Origin of the sequence: Amycolatopsis sp. DSM 110486, assembly GCF_019468465.1 — a bacterium.
In the GTDB taxonomy this organism is placed as follows: Bacteria; Actinomycetota; Actinomycetes; order Mycobacteriales; family Pseudonocardiaceae; genus Amycolatopsis.
In genome coordinates, this window is sequence record NZ_CP080519.1 from 1358963 (window position 1) to 1372267 (window position 13305).

At 70.3% G+C, this 13305-nt stretch carries 14 protein-coding genes; 10 read left to right on the plus strand and 4 right to left on the minus strand.

What is annotated here, in order from left to right; all coding sequences use genetic code 11:
- Window positions 1-2 precede the first annotated feature (2 nt).
- Both K1T34_RS06630 and K1T34_RS06635 read left to right on the plus strand, forming a co-directional pair.
- A complete protein-coding gene (locus K1T34_RS06630; protein WP_220243405.1) occupies window positions 3-800 on the plus strand; it encodes a helix-turn-helix domain-containing protein in 798 nt (265 codons plus the stop codon).
- Between the two features lie 237 nt (window positions 801-1037).
- On the plus strand, window positions 1038-2348 hold the full coding sequence (locus K1T34_RS06635; RefSeq protein ID WP_220243406.1) for an MFS transporter: 1311 nt from the start codon (window positions 1038-1040) through the stop codon (window positions 2346-2348).
- A gap of 44 nt (window positions 2349-2392) precedes the next feature.
- Here K1T34_RS06635 and K1T34_RS06640 read toward each other — a convergent pair whose 3' ends face one another.
- Window positions 2393-2830: a Rid family hydrolase gene (locus K1T34_RS06640; protein ID WP_220243407.1), complete on the minus strand. Its 438-nt coding sequence runs from the start codon at window positions 2828-2830 to the stop codon at window positions 2393-2395.
- Between the two features lie 155 nt (window positions 2831-2985).
- Between K1T34_RS06640 and K1T34_RS06645 the strand changes: the two genes are divergently transcribed.
- Both K1T34_RS06645 and wrbA read left to right on the plus strand, forming a co-directional pair.
- The gene (locus K1T34_RS06645; RefSeq protein ID WP_220243408.1) at window positions 2986-3909 is read left to right on the plus strand and encodes a GlxA family transcriptional regulator; all 924 of its coding nucleotides are present in this window, start codon (window positions 2986-2988) and stop codon (window positions 3907-3909) included.
- A gap of 109 nt (window positions 3910-4018) precedes the next feature.
- The gene (gene wrbA, locus K1T34_RS06650; RefSeq protein WP_220243409.1) at window positions 4019-4633 is read left to right on the plus strand and encodes an NAD(P)H:quinone oxidoreductase; all 615 of its coding nucleotides are present in this window, start codon (window positions 4019-4021) and stop codon (window positions 4631-4633) included.
- A 46-nt stretch (window positions 4634-4679) separates the two neighbouring features.
- Here wrbA and K1T34_RS06655 read toward each other — a convergent pair whose 3' ends face one another.
- Window positions 4680-5291, minus strand: a complete 612-nt coding sequence (locus tag K1T34_RS06655; protein ID WP_220243410.1) for a TetR/AcrR family transcriptional regulator — start codon at window positions 5289-5291, stop codon at window positions 4680-4682.
- 75 nt (window positions 5292-5366) lie between these two features.
- On the opposite strand from K1T34_RS06655, the gene K1T34_RS06660 reads away from it, so the two are divergent.
- Both K1T34_RS06660 and K1T34_RS06665 read left to right on the plus strand, forming a co-directional pair.
- Complete coding sequence (locus K1T34_RS06660) at window positions 5367-5936, plus strand: hypothetical protein (protein ID WP_220243411.1); 570 nt, start codon at window positions 5367-5369, stop codon at window positions 5934-5936.
- Window positions 5937-6372: 436 nt separating this feature from the next.
- Window positions 6373-7746 carry a hypothetical protein gene (locus K1T34_RS06665; protein WP_220243412.1) on the plus strand — a complete coding sequence of 458 codons (1374 nt, stop codon included), beginning with the start codon at window positions 6373-6375 and terminating at the stop codon, window positions 7744-7746.
- A gap of 149 nt (window positions 7747-7895) precedes the next feature.
- On the opposite strand, the gene K1T34_RS06670 is transcribed toward K1T34_RS06665, so the two are convergent.
- Window positions 7896-8591, minus strand: coding sequence for a TetR/AcrR family transcriptional regulator (locus tag K1T34_RS06670; protein ID WP_220243413.1), 696 nt, complete (start codon window positions 8589-8591; stop codon window positions 7896-7898).
- A 131-nt stretch (window positions 8592-8722) separates the two neighbouring features.
- On the opposite strand from K1T34_RS06670, the gene K1T34_RS06675 reads away from it, so the two are divergent.
- The 4 genes from K1T34_RS06675 (at window position 8723) to K1T34_RS06690 (ending at window position 11752) form a co-directional block, all read left to right on the plus strand.
- Window positions 8723-9442, plus strand: coding sequence for a sigma-70 family RNA polymerase sigma factor (locus K1T34_RS06675; RefSeq protein WP_255638355.1), 720 nt, complete (start codon window positions 8723-8725; stop codon window positions 9440-9442).
- A 36-nt stretch (window positions 9443-9478) separates the two neighbouring features.
- Window positions 9479-9700, plus strand: coding sequence for a hypothetical protein (locus K1T34_RS06680; protein ID WP_220243414.1), 222 nt, complete (start codon window positions 9479-9481; stop codon window positions 9698-9700).
- Between the two features lie 156 nt (window positions 9701-9856).
- Entirely contained in the window at window positions 9857-10801 is a 945-nt protein-coding gene (locus K1T34_RS06685) for an LLM class flavin-dependent oxidoreductase (protein ID WP_220243415.1), read from the plus strand.
- A gap of 123 nt (window positions 10802-10924) precedes the next feature.
- A complete protein-coding gene (locus K1T34_RS06690) occupies window positions 10925-11752 on the plus strand; it encodes an IclR family transcriptional regulator (RefSeq protein WP_220243416.1) in 828 nt (275 codons plus the stop codon).
- Window positions 11753-11833: 81 nt separating this feature from the next.
- Here K1T34_RS06690 and K1T34_RS06695 read toward each other — a convergent pair whose 3' ends face one another.
- Window positions 11834-13303 (minus strand): dihydroorotase family protein, encoded by a 1470-nt coding sequence (locus K1T34_RS06695; protein WP_220243417.1) that lies wholly within the window; start codon window positions 13301-13303, stop codon window positions 11834-11836.
- Window positions 13304-13305: the final 2 nt, after the last annotated feature.

Sequence of the window (13305 nt, forward strand, 5' to 3'; positions counted from 1 at the left end):
GAGTGTCGAAGCTCAACGCGCGGGACGAAGCCCGCCGGGCGGCCCGCGAGGTGGACGGCACCAGCCGCTCGGACTACTCCGAAGCCCTCGAACGCGGCCTGCTCGTGCTCACCGCATTCGACGACACCGCCGAGCGGCTCACGCAGGCACAGCTGGCCCGCAAGCTCGAACTCCCCCGCGCGACCGTGCGCCGCGCCCTGCTCACCTTGGCGCACCTGGGTTACGTCGTCGCCGACGACAAGGCCTACCGCCTGGCCCCCAAGGTGCTCACGCTCGCGTCGGCCTACCTCACGACCAACCCGGTGAGCCAGGTGCTGCAGCCGCAATGCGACCGCCTGGCCGAGGTCTTCCAAGCCTCCTGCACCGCCGCGGTCCTCGACGGACCGGCGGCCGTGATGATCGCGCGAGCGCTGCCGCGCCACACGCTGCCGATCGGCGAGGGCATCGGGTTCCAGGTGCCCGCCGCGCAGTCCGCGCTGGGTCTCGTGCTGCTCAGCGGCCTCGACGACGAGCGCCGGCACCGCCACCTGGTCGACCTCGCCGGTCTCGACGACGCCCGCGTGGCCGCGCTGGAGAAGAAGGTCACCGAGGTGGCGGAGGCCGGGTGTGCCTACGTCGCGCACGAGGTCGAGGCCGGGTTCCACTCCGCCGCCGTGCCGCTGCGCCGCTGGGATGGCACACCGATCGCCGCGCTGAACATCGGGACCAGCGTGGAGCGGATCTCCGAGGCGGACATGTGGGAACGCGTGCTGCCCGTGCTGCGGGAAACCGCGGAAGAGCTGCAGCCGCAGCTCGTCTGAACCCCCGCCTTCGTTGGCGCGGTAGGACTTCCGCGCCGGCAAGCCGAGTACCGGACGTGCGGAACAATTACGTTGCAAGTGTTGACTGTAACGCAACTCCGACATACTGTCCCTCACACCGATCGCCAGGGCGCCGCGTGCGCCGCTCGACCGGCCACTTCGGACACTCCCGCTTCCTTCGGAGAACCCCACCACCGCGATGGGCGACAACGCCGTCGTGCCAGCGAAGGGAATCCCGTGACCACCTCAAGAGCCCCGGAGATCCCGCTTGTCACCGTCGACAGACCCGAGCCGCGCTACCGGCCGGTGATGGCGTGGACGGTGCTGCTCCTGCTCGCCGTCTTCATGGTCCTCAACTTCGCCGACCGCATCTCGCTCGCGCTCGCCGCCCAGCCGCTCATGAAAGAACTGCACCTGTCGGCGTCGCAGTTCGGGTTGATCAGCAGCTCGTTCTACTTCCTCTACAGCCTCAGCGCCGTCGGCATCGGGTTCCTCGCCACGCGACACGTGCCGTTGAAGTGGCTGCTGTTCGTGATGTCGCTGCTGTGGGCGGCCACGCAGCTGCCGGTGTTCTTCTTCGCGGGCGGCGGCGTGCTGCTCGCGACCCGCATCGGCCTGGGTGCCGCCGAGGGTCCGGCGACGGCGGTGGCCAACTCCACCGCGTACAGCTGGTTCCCGAAGCACCGCCGCGGACTGCCGACCGCGATCCTCACGTCCGGCGCGTCGCTCGCGAAGATCGTCGCGGCACCGTTGCTGACACTGCTCATCGTGCACTCCGGCTGGCGGTCGGCGTTCTTCGCGCTGGGTCTCGCCGGTCTCGTCTGGTGCGCGGTGTGGCTGTTCGCGGGACGCACCGGGCCGTTCGCGGTCACGCCGGAGGCACCGGACAAAGTGGACCGAGCCGCGCGGCGGCGCACGTTTCTGAAGGTGGCGCGGAGCCGCACGTTCATCGTGCTCCTGCTGGCCACGTATCCGATGTACGCGCTGATCTCCGTGGTGTTCAGCTGGTTCCCGTCCTACCTCGAAGCCGGACTGGGGTTTTCCACACTGACCTCGGGTGTCCTCTTCGGACTGCCGAGCGTCATCGGCATGGCGTTCATGCTCGGTTCCGGCTGGCTGACCGACCGACTGCTCGCGCGGGGTGTGTCCGCGCGCATCGCGCACGGCCTCGTGCCGACGCTCTCGCTCGCCGCCGGCGGGGTACTGCTGGCCGTGCTGCCGTTGGCGGGAAGCGCGCGCTACCTCGCCTACGTCATCCTCGTCGCCGGCTACTGCCTCACGCTCGTGGCGCAGCCGATCGTCTACGCGGCGATCGGCACGGCAGCCGCGCCTTCGCAGCGCACCAGTGTGCTGAGTCTGTTCATCGCTTTGCAGAGCACGTCGGGGATCATCGCGCCGTGGGCGACGGGCGCACTGATCGACGGCGCCGGCAACCAGATCGACGGCTACAACACCGCGTTCGTGGTGATCGGGATCCTGTGCGCGATCGGCGGGGTGGTCGCGGCGTTCTTCGTGGACTCCGGCCGCGACTCCGCGCACGACGCCTGAGCGCCCTCGCCGGTCTCGGCCGGCGAGGGCGCTCCGCGGACGGGTCAGACCCGCGCGATGAGCTTGATCTCCACGAGCTGCTCGGGGAAGGCGAGCCGCGTCGTGCCGACCAGCGTGCTGGCGACCTGCGGGTCCTCCCGTCCGTAGGCCGCCTTGCGCACGGGACCCGCCACGGCGAAGGCCGCGTCGATGTCGAGGACGTAGAGCACCTCTTCGACGACGTCGGCCAGCGTCGCGCCGAAGCGCTTCAGCAGCTCGGCGGCGTTCACATACGAGCGGCGCATCTGCTCTTCCATGGCGGAAAAGTCGGTGACGGCGCCGTTCTCGTCCACGGGCGCGGGCGCCACGAGCTGGTCGCCGTCGTGGGACAGCTGACCGGAGACGTAGATGGTGTCGCCGTGTTTCACGGCCTGGACGTAGCCGTAGATGCCTTCCCACGGGACCCCGAAGTTCGCGGTGGTCCTCTCGATCGGCTTGCTCATGGGGTTTTCAGCCTTCCTGCCGCGTGATCAAGACCGAACACTACGAGCCGGCAGACCGCTCTCACCAGCCGTTTCGATGCCAGAATGGGCAAGGATCGTGCCAGTGCGGGTAGCCTGGCGGCAGTTGGTTCCGGTGCGATCCGAGGAGACATCCGTTGCCCCGCACGCAGCTGGTCGTGGCGCTGCTGGCCGTGCCCCGGGTCATGGGGCTCGACTTCAGCATCCCCGCACACATCCTCGGCCGGCAAGAGGGTTACCACGTACTTGTGTGTGGCAAGGAGACCACGGGTTCGCCGCTGGGCATCACGCCGACGCATTCACTGGCCGACGCGCCGGAGGCCGACATCGTGATCGTGCCCGGGTACGACGAACCCGAGGTACCGCTGCCCGAGGAGTACCTCGACGTGATCCGCCTCGCCACCGACCGCGGTGCCCGCGTGGTGGCGATCTGCACCGGCGCGTTCGCGCTCGCGGAGAGCGGCGTGCTCGACGGCCGCGAGGCGACCACGCACTGGCGCTACCTCGCCGCGTTGCGCGAGCAGTACCCCGCGGTGCGCGTGCTGGAGAACCAGCTGTTCGTCGAAGACGGAAAAATCCTCACGTCCGCGGGGGCGGGCGCCGGCATCGACGCGTGTCTGCACCTCATCCGCACCGACTTCGGCGCGGCGGCCGCCCACGAGGCCGGCAAGGAGGTCGTGGCCTCCCCCGCCCGCGGCGGCGCGCAGCCACAGTACGTCGACGTGCTCACCGCCGCGCGCACGGATCTTTCGGCCACGCGCAGCTGGGTCATGGAGCACATCGGCGACCCGATCACCGTCGGGCGCATGGCCGAGCGCAGCAACCTGCCGCGCCGCACGTTCATCCGGCACTTCGAGCTCGAGACGGGCATGTCGCCGATGCGCTGGGTCGTCAACCACCGCATCCTCAGCGCGCGCCGGCTGCTGGAGACCTCCGACTGGCCCGTCGAGCGCATCGCGGCGGCCACCGGTTTCGGCACGGCGGCCAACTTCCGGACGATCTTCCGCCGCGAGGTTGGCACGACGCCGACCGGTTACCGGCGTACGCACAGCGCGCTCTAGATTTTCATCAACCATCTGTGTGCACTTGAATGATTGACAGCTTCGCGCTGCCCTGCCTACCCTCGCTTTCAAAGCACAATACTGTACTCTGAAATGAGGGAAGCCGATCGTGACTGCGCCCAAGGTCGCCATCATCTACTACAGCTCGACGGGCAGCGTCCACTCGCTGGCACAGGAGTACGCGGCCGGCGCCGAGGGTGCGGGTGCCGAGGTGCGCGTGCGGCGCGTGGCCGAGCTCGCGCCGCCCGAGGCGATCGCGGCGAACCCCGTGTGGCAGGCGCACTCCGACGCCGTGCGCGACGAGCCCGTCGCGACCGCCGACGACGTGCTGTGGGCCGACGCGGTCGTGTTCGGCACGCCGACGCGGTTCGGCAACGTGGCTTCGCAGCTCAAACAGTTCCTCGACACGCTGGGCGGGCAGTGGGCGCAGGGCCTGCTGGCGGACAAGGTGTACTCCGGCTTCGTCTCGACCGCGACGGCGCACGGCGGCCGCGAGTCGACGCTGCTCGCGCTGTACAACACGGTGCACCACTTCGGCGGCATCCTGGTGACGCCGGGGTACACGGACCCCGTGCAGTTCGCCACGGGCACGCCGTATGGGCCTTCGCACGCCGACGGTCAGGGCACCATCCCGATCAGCGATGAGACGAAGGCGTCGGCTCGGTATGCCGGGTCGCGGATCGCGAACGTCACGCGGGATCTGGTGAACGGCCGGGCTGCTTGAGTCCTGCCGGGACGGCACGGGTCTCCCCCGTGCCGTTTTTCCGTTGTCAGGGCGTGGTTTTCGCGGCGGCGACCATGGTGGCCATGAGCTTCGCGGCGTCGTTGGTGCTCAGGCCGGCTTCGCGCACGAGTGAGCGCCAGGTGTCGAAGGCCAGCGCGTGGCGCACCGCCGCGACCACGAACCGCTTGCGCCCGCGGGCCGGCGACCAGCCCGCGGAGAGCAGGCTCGTGGCGTCTTCGAGAAACGCCGCCATCGACTCGAGCGCGCGCTCGACGGCGGGCATTTCGACGGCGTCGCGCAGGGAGTTGACGAGCATCGGCTCCACTTCGGAGTAAAAGGCGTAGAGCTGCTTCAGCGCGTGCGTGATGCGCTCGGCCGGCTCGCCGACCGCCTGCCAGCTTTCGAGATCCGGGCGCGGGTGCAAGCCCCAGAAGTGCGCGGCGCACGCGGCGAGCTGGTCTTCCTCGGTCGGAAAGTAGCGGTAGACGGTGTGGCGCTGCACGCCGGCGGTCTCGGCGATACCCGCGATGGTCGTGCGCGCCGGGCCGATCGACCCGTGCAGCTCGACGATCGCCTCCGTGATCCGGCGGCGCGTGTCCTCCATGGCGTCGGCCCGCCGGCTCATCCGGTAGGTCCGGGTCGCCTTCTCCACAACCATCGTTTCGCTCCTCGCCGCACGGTCGTTCCAGGATAACCGCCGTTTCTGTCGGGGGTGGGTGGCACCATGGCGGGCATGTGGGGACGCAAGCAGAACGACCTGCCCGCCGACACCGCGGCCGAGGCCGTGGAGTTCGCGCGACCGCTGGTGCACGGCGGCTTCAGCACTCCCGACGACGTCGCGGTCGCGATCACGGAGTACCTGGAGCCCTCAGTGTCACTGCCGCAGGCGCGCTCCGTGGTCGACCGGCTCTGGCAGGCGCGGGTGGCGGAACAACGCACGTGGCCTCCGGTGACCGACCCGGATCGGGTGCTGGCGGCGTTCTCGGCTCTGGCGTCCGCGGGGGTGGTGGCTCGGGCGGACTTCGCGTGCTGCCAGAACTGCGGCCTGACGGAAATCGGCGCGGAAGCCGCCCCGGGCGACCGGGGGTTCGTCTTCTTCCACGAGCAGGACACGGCCCGCGCGGTCGAGGGAGGCGAACTTCTGCTGTCGTACGGCCGGCCGCCGGACTCCCCGGCCGACACGGCGGACGTGGGGCAGGTGGTGGCCGCGGCACTGCGGGCGCAGGAGCTGTCGGTGACGTGGGACGGGTCGCCGGAGGAGCGGATCCGGGTGGATCTGGAGTGGAGGAAGCGGCTGGGTTGAGGCTCACGGGCTGGTGACCACTTCGGACTCGCGGGTTTGCCGGGGAACGGATCCGATGTGTGCGAACCGCTTGCTGCTTTGGGCCGAGGTCTGGCCCGGGGCACGAATCCGAGGACGGAACGCGTGATGCCCGGAAGGTTCGCGCCGCCCAACGTCGGCCGCAAAAGTCGCGCCGCGCCACTCGCCTGTCTCTCGTGAGGGGCGGGTCAGTGGCATCCAGCCGCGGACTACGTCGCAACTCGACCCCCGGCGACCAAACGCGGCGGCAACTCCTTTCCAGAAGTTCCCACGTCCGGCCGACAAAGCGACCCCACCCCGACAATCACGCCGGACAACGCTCGTCCGGCCGCGGACTCCTGAGGAAGGCATCGGGACCCCTCCCGGGGTCCGTGGCCACAATCGGCGGCGGTCGTCGAGGGGTGCGGGAAGGGGTGCGATGGACGAGCCGCCGTGGGTGTCGGTGCGGCGGGCCAGTCCGGCCGCGGTGGCGGTCGGGAACGCGTCGTTTCTGGGGGTCGGGTACCTGCTGCTGGGGCGGCGGGGTCTGGCGGTCCTGAACGTGGTGGGCACGGTCGTGCTGGCGGTGCTGCTGGTGACGGCGTTCCCGACGGTGTGGTTCGAGATCGTGGTGCTGGTGTGGTGGGCGGCCGGGATCGTGCGCGGGTGGTTCCTCGCGGGCCCACCGGCGCGGAGCCGGTGGCGGGACTGGGTGGTGGCGCTGGCCGTCGCGGTGCCGGTGCTCGTGGTGGCCGCGCTGCTGAGGTTCGACGCCGTCTCGATTGCCCGCGACGTGGCCGACGCGCGCGACAGCGGCGACTGCGCCAAGGCCGAAGCGGCGCTCGACCGCGTGTGGTTCGGCCACCGCCTTGCCGACGCGCCGCTGGCCGCCGAGGGGGACGCGACAGCGGAGGCGTGCGGCCGGCTCCGCGCCGCGGCCGAGGCTCTCGCCGGCGGCCTGCCCGGCAACACTGGTCAGCTGAAGACGGGCTTCGACGCTCTGGCCGGGGTGCGCACCGACCTGCCCGGCCACGAGCGGATGGCCGACGTCGTGCTCGACGGGTTCCTGGCCAAGCTTCCGGCGCAGAACCCGTGCGACCTCGCCGTGGACACCGACTGGCTCCGGACCCGTCACGAGGCCGCCGACGTCGTCGACCGCACCCGGCCCGGCGCCCTCGTCGCGTGCGGCGACACCCTGCTGGCAGCCGGCGATTGGCAGAACGCCGGCACGCGGTACCAGCAGGTGCTCGACCAATACCCGCGCAGGGCCGTCGCCGCGAGGGCCACCGAAGGCGTCCGGAAGGCCAAGGTGGCGGGTGAGCTGGCGAACGTCCGCAGCCTCCTGTCGAACACCACCGCGCCCGAGTACTGCACCAAGCCCGCCCCGTACAGCGCCGCCCCGCCCTACGGCAAGGGCACGAACCACGCGATCTTCTCCGGCAACGACGACTTCACCAACCGCCTCCCCGCCGACTGGCGCGTGACCGACCCGACGAAGGCCGTCCTCATCGTCTGCGCCGGCGACGACACCAACGGCACCGCCGTCCGCACGTGCCAGTACGAGAACCACACGTTTCCCGAACTCCCCGACGACGTGACGTTCCACAAGATCGCCATCCCCCTCAAAGCCTACGAACTCCGCACCGGCAAGCTCGTCGCCGACACCAAAGTGGAGATCGGCGGCACAAGCTGTCCCCCGTCGGTCTCCTACACCTCCTACGGCTACACCGACCTGGGCCCGCCGTCCGACATGCCGGTCGACGCCTCGGACGCCGACGTGCGCGCCGCCTTCGCGTCCCTCATCACCCGCTGAACACGCGGAACTCACTTGAGGCAGGCGGATCCGCCCGCCAGACTCGGCTCGACGAATCTCACTGGAGCGCCAACCTCGCCGAGGTCGAGACGCTGATGCGGTTCACCCGGATCCTCCAGCGACTCGACTGGCCACAGTCCACAAGCGACTCATGAACCCTCCGGCCCCGCAACACTTTCCGGCAACGGCACATCCGGGTCGAGCGTGATGCCACCCGCGCGGAGGGCGTCGTCGAGGATGTGCCAGGTCCAGCGGGCCAGGAGGGTGGCCAGGTCGGCCTGGTCGAGGCCGCGGGGGTTTTCCAGCCAGCGCGCGGTGCTGGACTCGACGAGGCCGACGAGGGCGAAGGCGATCGTGTCGGCGACGCGCGTGTCCATGGCGTACGCGGCGAGGTAGCGCTCGAACACCACGGTCAGCTGGCGCGCGATCGCGGTTTTCACGTCGGCCACCACGTCGCGCGTGCCGGGGCGGCCCGACACCTGCGTCAGGTAGCGGTAGAGGTGGGCGTGGTCGGCGAGCCAGCGCGTGTGGGCGCCGATCGCGCCGCGGATCATCTGCATGGGGGTGCCGGGTGGGTCCCACAGGGGCGCGAACTCGGCGGTGATCAGCTCGCCCGCGCGGTCGGCGATGGCGCACTGCAGGTCGGTGGCGTCGGCGAAGTGCTTGTACAACCGCGTGCGCGCGACGCCCGCTTCCTCGGCGATCTGCTCGGTGGACACGTCCGGCCCGTGCCGCGCGATGGCGCGCAACCCGGCCTCGACGAACTCGCGACGGCGGCGTTCTCGCTGGCCCGCCCAGCGCGCCGCCCGGCCGTCAGCCTTGTGGGGGGTGCCCGGGGACGTCATCGGCGGAAAGTGTAGCGCTCCCCGCGATATCGGGTACACTTCTGTACCTGTTACTTTGGGTGCCTATTGAACACCGTCAGTATTCTTACGGAGAGTGTCCATACGATCTGGAGAACCGCGTGGGGAGTTGCGTGGACGACGAGCCGCCGGACCCGGTGCTGCTCGCGGCTGTCCGCGCCGGTGACCTCCACGCGAGCGGGGCGCTCTACCGCCGCCACGTCGAGCCGATGCGCCGCACGGCCGCGCGCTGGCGCCACCAGCCGGCGGAGTGCGAGGACCTGGTCGCCGAGGCGTTCACGCGCGTGATCACCACCGTGCGCGCAGGCGGTGGACCGCGTGACGACGCGCGGCCGTACTTGATCGTCACGATGCGGAACCTCGCCGCGAGCTGGAGCCGGCACGACAACCGCGTCGACCTGTACGAAACCGTCCCCGAGCCCGGCGGTGCGCGGGCGGTGGCCGAGGAAGAAGCGCTGCGCCGGTCCGACGTCGAACTCGTCTGGTCGGCTTACTGCACGTTGCCGGGCCGGTGGCGAACGGTCCTGTGGCGCACCGCCGCGGAAGGGGGCTCGACCGCGGAGGCGGCGCTGCTGCTGGGCGTCTCGCCGAACGGTGCCGCCGTGCTCGCCGGGCGGGCGCGCGAGGGCCTGCGCCAGGCGTACCTGCAGGTCCAGGTGCCGCACGCGGAAGATCCGTATTGCGCGGAGGCGCGCCGCAACCTGGGCGCCTGGGTGCGCGGCGGGCTGTCGCGGCGGCGTTCGACGGTGATCGGCGGGCACGTCGCGAGCTGCGCGCCGTGCCGGGTCGTGACCGCGGGGCTCGCGGAGGTCAACGACGAACTTCCGGCCTGAGAGGGAACGCAGGGGAACATCATGAGGAGGGGAACCATGGACGAGGAACCACTGGTGCGCGGCCACCGCGTCACCTACCTGCCGGGCAAGCGCAAGCCCGGCCCGCAACGCCTGTGCCGGCGCGGCATCGTGACCGGCCCGCCCGTGCTCGACACCGACACCGAGGTCACCTGGGTCCCCGTCCAAGCCGACGGCACCCACGACGCCGACGAATGGGTCCGCGCCGACGCGATCATCGACGTGGTGGCCCCGACATGACTCAGCCCGACACGCCGATCTTCGACACGCTGATCACGGAAGCCGGTCTCGACTGGCCGGAGGAGGCGCCGTCGGACGAACCCTCCTGACGCGGGAACCGGCGAGCGGTACGTTCTCGTTGCCAGGCAAGGAGAACGTACCGGGGAGGAACCCGCCGTGAAGATCGGTCTCATCGCGCCGCCGGATCTCGACGTCACCCAGTTCGTCGGGTACGCGCAGCTGGCCGAGCGGCTGGGGTTCGACGAGCTGTGGGTAGTCGAGGACTGCTTCTTCCGCGGCGGCGTCGCGCAGGCGGCGGTGGCGCTGGCGAAGACCGAGCGGGTCCAGGTCGGCATCGGGGTTTTGCCGGCCGGGGCGCGGAACGTCGCGTTCGCGGGGATGGAGCTGGCGACGCTCGCCGGGATGTTCCCGGGGCGGCTGCTGGCCGGAATCGGGCACGGGATGCCGGCGTGGCTGCGGCAGGCCGGGGCGTGGCCGGGGAGTCCATTGACGCTGCTGCGCGAGTATTTCACCACCGTCCGGGCGATCCTCGACGGCGAGCACGTCAGCTTCGACGGCGCCGGAATACAGCTGCGCGACGTCCGGCTGCAGAGCCCGCCGAAGGTCGTGCCGCCGTTGTACGCGGGGGCGCGCGGACCGAAGTCGCTTGCCCTCGCGGCCGAGGTGGCGGACGGGACGATCCTCGCGGAGCCCGTCACGCCGGAGTACCTGCGGGCCGTGCGCGAGATCGTCGGGGCGGAGCACGAGCTCATCGCCTACAACGTCGCGGCTGTCGACGACTCCCCCGACCGCGCGCGGGCGCTGGCCCGGCAGGCGCTCACGGCGATCGGCGAACCGGATTGGGCGCCGCACCTCGCGCCGTTGCCGTTCGCCGACGAGTTCGCGGCGCTGCGCAAGGCGGCCGGGTCACGGGAGGAGTTCGCGGCGGCGCTGCCCGACGAGTGGGTGGACCAGCTGGCGGTGGTCGGCACGCCGGCCGACGTCCGGGCCCGGCTGACCGAACTCGACGCCGCCGGCGCGGGCCACGTCGTGTTCATCCCCGCGGGGCCGGACCCCACGACGGCCGTCGAGGCACTGGCGCGGGTGCTGCCGTATCGCTGACCGGAACACAGTGGTCCCGAAAACGCCCCGGAAACGGTAAAGTGGGCGCCAGCTGGGCGCCAGCGCTCAGTTCACCCACGTTCCCACCAGCGGAACACAACCAGAATTCCGAGGACCACCGGTTTGAGCACCCAGAGTACCGCCGGGCGCAAGCCCGCAGCTTCGCCCGACAACGCCGGCACGGAAGCGGCCGCGCGCGTCGCCGACGTGCTGCTGCTCTTCACGGGCGGGCCCCGGTACCTGGGGGTGAGCGCGATCAGCCGGGAACTCGGGCTGGCCAAGGCCGTGGTGCACCGGATCCTGCAGTCGCTCGTCTCGCGGGAGATGCTCGCCACCGACCCTGGTGTGGCCGGTTACCGGCTCGGTCCGGCGGCGGTGGCGTTGGGGGCGAGTGCGTTGCGGAGGTTCGATGCGCGGACCGTCGCTACGCCGGTGCTGCGCCGGTTGCGGGATGAGACGAGTGAGACCACGACGTTGTCCGGGTTGGTCGGCGATGAGCGGGTGTATCTCGATCAGTTCGAGAGTCCTCGTGAGATCAAGATGACGGTCGATATCGGACGTCGGTTTCCGTTGCACGCCGGGTCTTCGGGGAAAGTGATTCTGGCGTTTCTGCCGGAGGAGCGGCAGGCGGCGGTGCTGGGGCGGGAGTTGCCGGCGTTGACGGAGAAGACGATCACGACGGCGGATGATTTGCGGGCGGTGCTGGCGGAGACTGCTCGTGAAGGGGTTGCGGTTTCGCTTGGGGAGAGGCAGCCGGGGGCGGGGTCGGTGGCGGCGCCACTGTTCGGGCCGGATGGGGAGATTCACGGGTCGATCAGTATTTGCGGGCCGCAGTATCGGTTCACGCCGGAGGCGGTGGGGCGGTATCGGGTGCTGGTGCGTGATGCTGCGGAGGAGATACGGCATAGCTGGGCTTGGCTCCGCGATTCGGGCGACACCAGCGGTCGCTGATTTTCGGTCGGCGGTTTTCCAGGTGGTGAAAGAAAGTGGGCCCTCCGTGCCGAAGCACGAAGGGCCCACGAACGGGGTGGGTCAGCGGCCGCGCTTGAGGTAGCGGCCGATCGGGTCGCCGGTGATTTTGCCGTCGGCGTAGACGTGGTGGCCGCGGACGAAGGTGTCGGTGACCTTGGCGGTCATGTCGAAGCCCTCGAACGGGGTGTACTCCTGGGTGGACTCCGAGTCGGCCGCGTGGACGGTCCAGCGGACGTCCGGGTCGACCAGGGCGAAGTCGGCGTCGTAGCCCTCGGCGATGGTGCCCTTGTTCAGCAGGCCGTAGCGGCGGGCGGGGTTCGTCGAGGTCAGCTGGGCGATGCGCTGCAGCGAAAGGCCCCGCTTGGTGCCCTCGCCGACGAGGCCGGGCAGCAGGTACTCGGCGCCGCCGAAGCCGGACTTCGCCAAGAAGACGTCGTCGCGGTCGGCGCCGAACTTGAGTTCGTCGCGGCAGCAGGCGTGGTCGCTGACGACCCAGTCGACGTCGCCGGCCAGGACGTGGCGCCAGAGGGCCTCGACGTCCTCACGTTCGCGCAACGGCGGGTTGACCTTGCCGCCGATGCCGGAGGCGGTGTCGACGTCGGCCAGCAGGTGGCCGATGGTCACCTCGCGCCGGAAGTCGATGTGCGGGAACGCCTTGCCCATGGTCAGGGCGGCCGAAAGAGCCTTCTCCGACGACAGGTGCAGCAGGTTGATGTTCGGCAGGCCCGTCTCGTGCGCCAGGTACGACGCGATGGTCACCGCGAGGCCCTCGGAGTGCGGCGGCCGCGAAGCGCTGTACGCGCGCAGGCCCGAGAGCGTTCCCTCCTGCTCCACCAGCTTCGTGTACGCGGTCATGATCTCGGCCGTCTCACAGTGCAGCGAGAGCGACAAGTGCGGCGCGTACTCGGTGAGGATCTCGCGCGCGTTCTGCACGCCGCGCATCACGAACTCGAAGTGCGCGATGTCGTAACGCTCGTCGGGCGGGATCATCAGGAAGTCGCTCTGGCTGGTCGAGCGGCCGTGCAGCCCGTGGCTGCCGTAGAACATGAAGATCTTGAACGAGGTGACGCCGTGTTCCTCGACGAGGTACGGGATCTCCGAGATGTGCTCGGAGCTCATCGGCGCGAGGTGGAACGCGTAGTCCACGTACGCGTTGCCCTGCGACGCCGAGAGGACCTCGGGGAAGAAGTCGCGGTAGCTGCCGCCCTTGTTCAGGTAGTACTGGCCCGTGCGCATGTACGTCAGCGATGTGGTGACGCCGCCCTGCGCGCTCGCCCGGCTCTCGGTGCGGGTGTCGGTGGCGAGCTCGTTGTAGATGCCCCAGTGCTGGTGCGCGTCGACCACGCCGGGGAAAGCCAGCAGACCGCGGCCGTCGACCACCCGGGCGGCGTCGTCCTCGGGCAGGTTCGGCGCCACCCGCGTGATCTTGCCGTCGTTGACGGCGATGTCCAGCAGTTCCGGCTGCGACCCGTCGGGGTCGTCGGGCCGGACGACCCGGACGTTCTTCACGAGCAGTTCCGTGGTTGCCATTC

Bases quoted from the DNA above. Each gene is read 5' to 3' on its own strand.
- K1T34_RS06655 (WP_220243410.1), bottom strand. From the start codon at position 5,291: ATGGTTGTGGAGAAGGCGACCCGGACCTACCGGATGAGCCGGCGGGCC.
- K1T34_RS06660 (WP_220243411.1), top strand. From the start codon at position 5,367: ATGTGGGGACGCAAGCAGAACGACCTGCCCGCCGACACCGCGGCCGAG.
- K1T34_RS06665 (WP_220243412.1), top strand. From the start codon at position 6,373: ATGGACGAGCCGCCGTGGGTGTCGGTGCGGCGGGCCAGTCCGGCCGCG.
- K1T34_RS06670 (WP_220243413.1), bottom strand. From the start codon at position 8,591: ATGACGTCCCCGGGCACCCCCCACAAGGCTGACGGCCGGGCGGCGCGC.
- K1T34_RS06695 (WP_220243417.1), bottom strand. From the start codon at position 13,303: ATGGCAACCACGGAACTGCTCGTGAAGAACGTCCGGGTCGTCCGGCCC.
- K1T34_RS06640 (WP_220243407.1), bottom strand. From the start codon at position 2,830: ATGAGCAAGCCGATCGAGAGGACCACCGCGAACTTCGGGGTCCCGTGG.
- K1T34_RS06680 (WP_220243414.1), top strand. From the start codon at position 9,479: ATGGACGAGGAACCACTGGTGCGCGGCCACCGCGTCACCTACCTGCCG.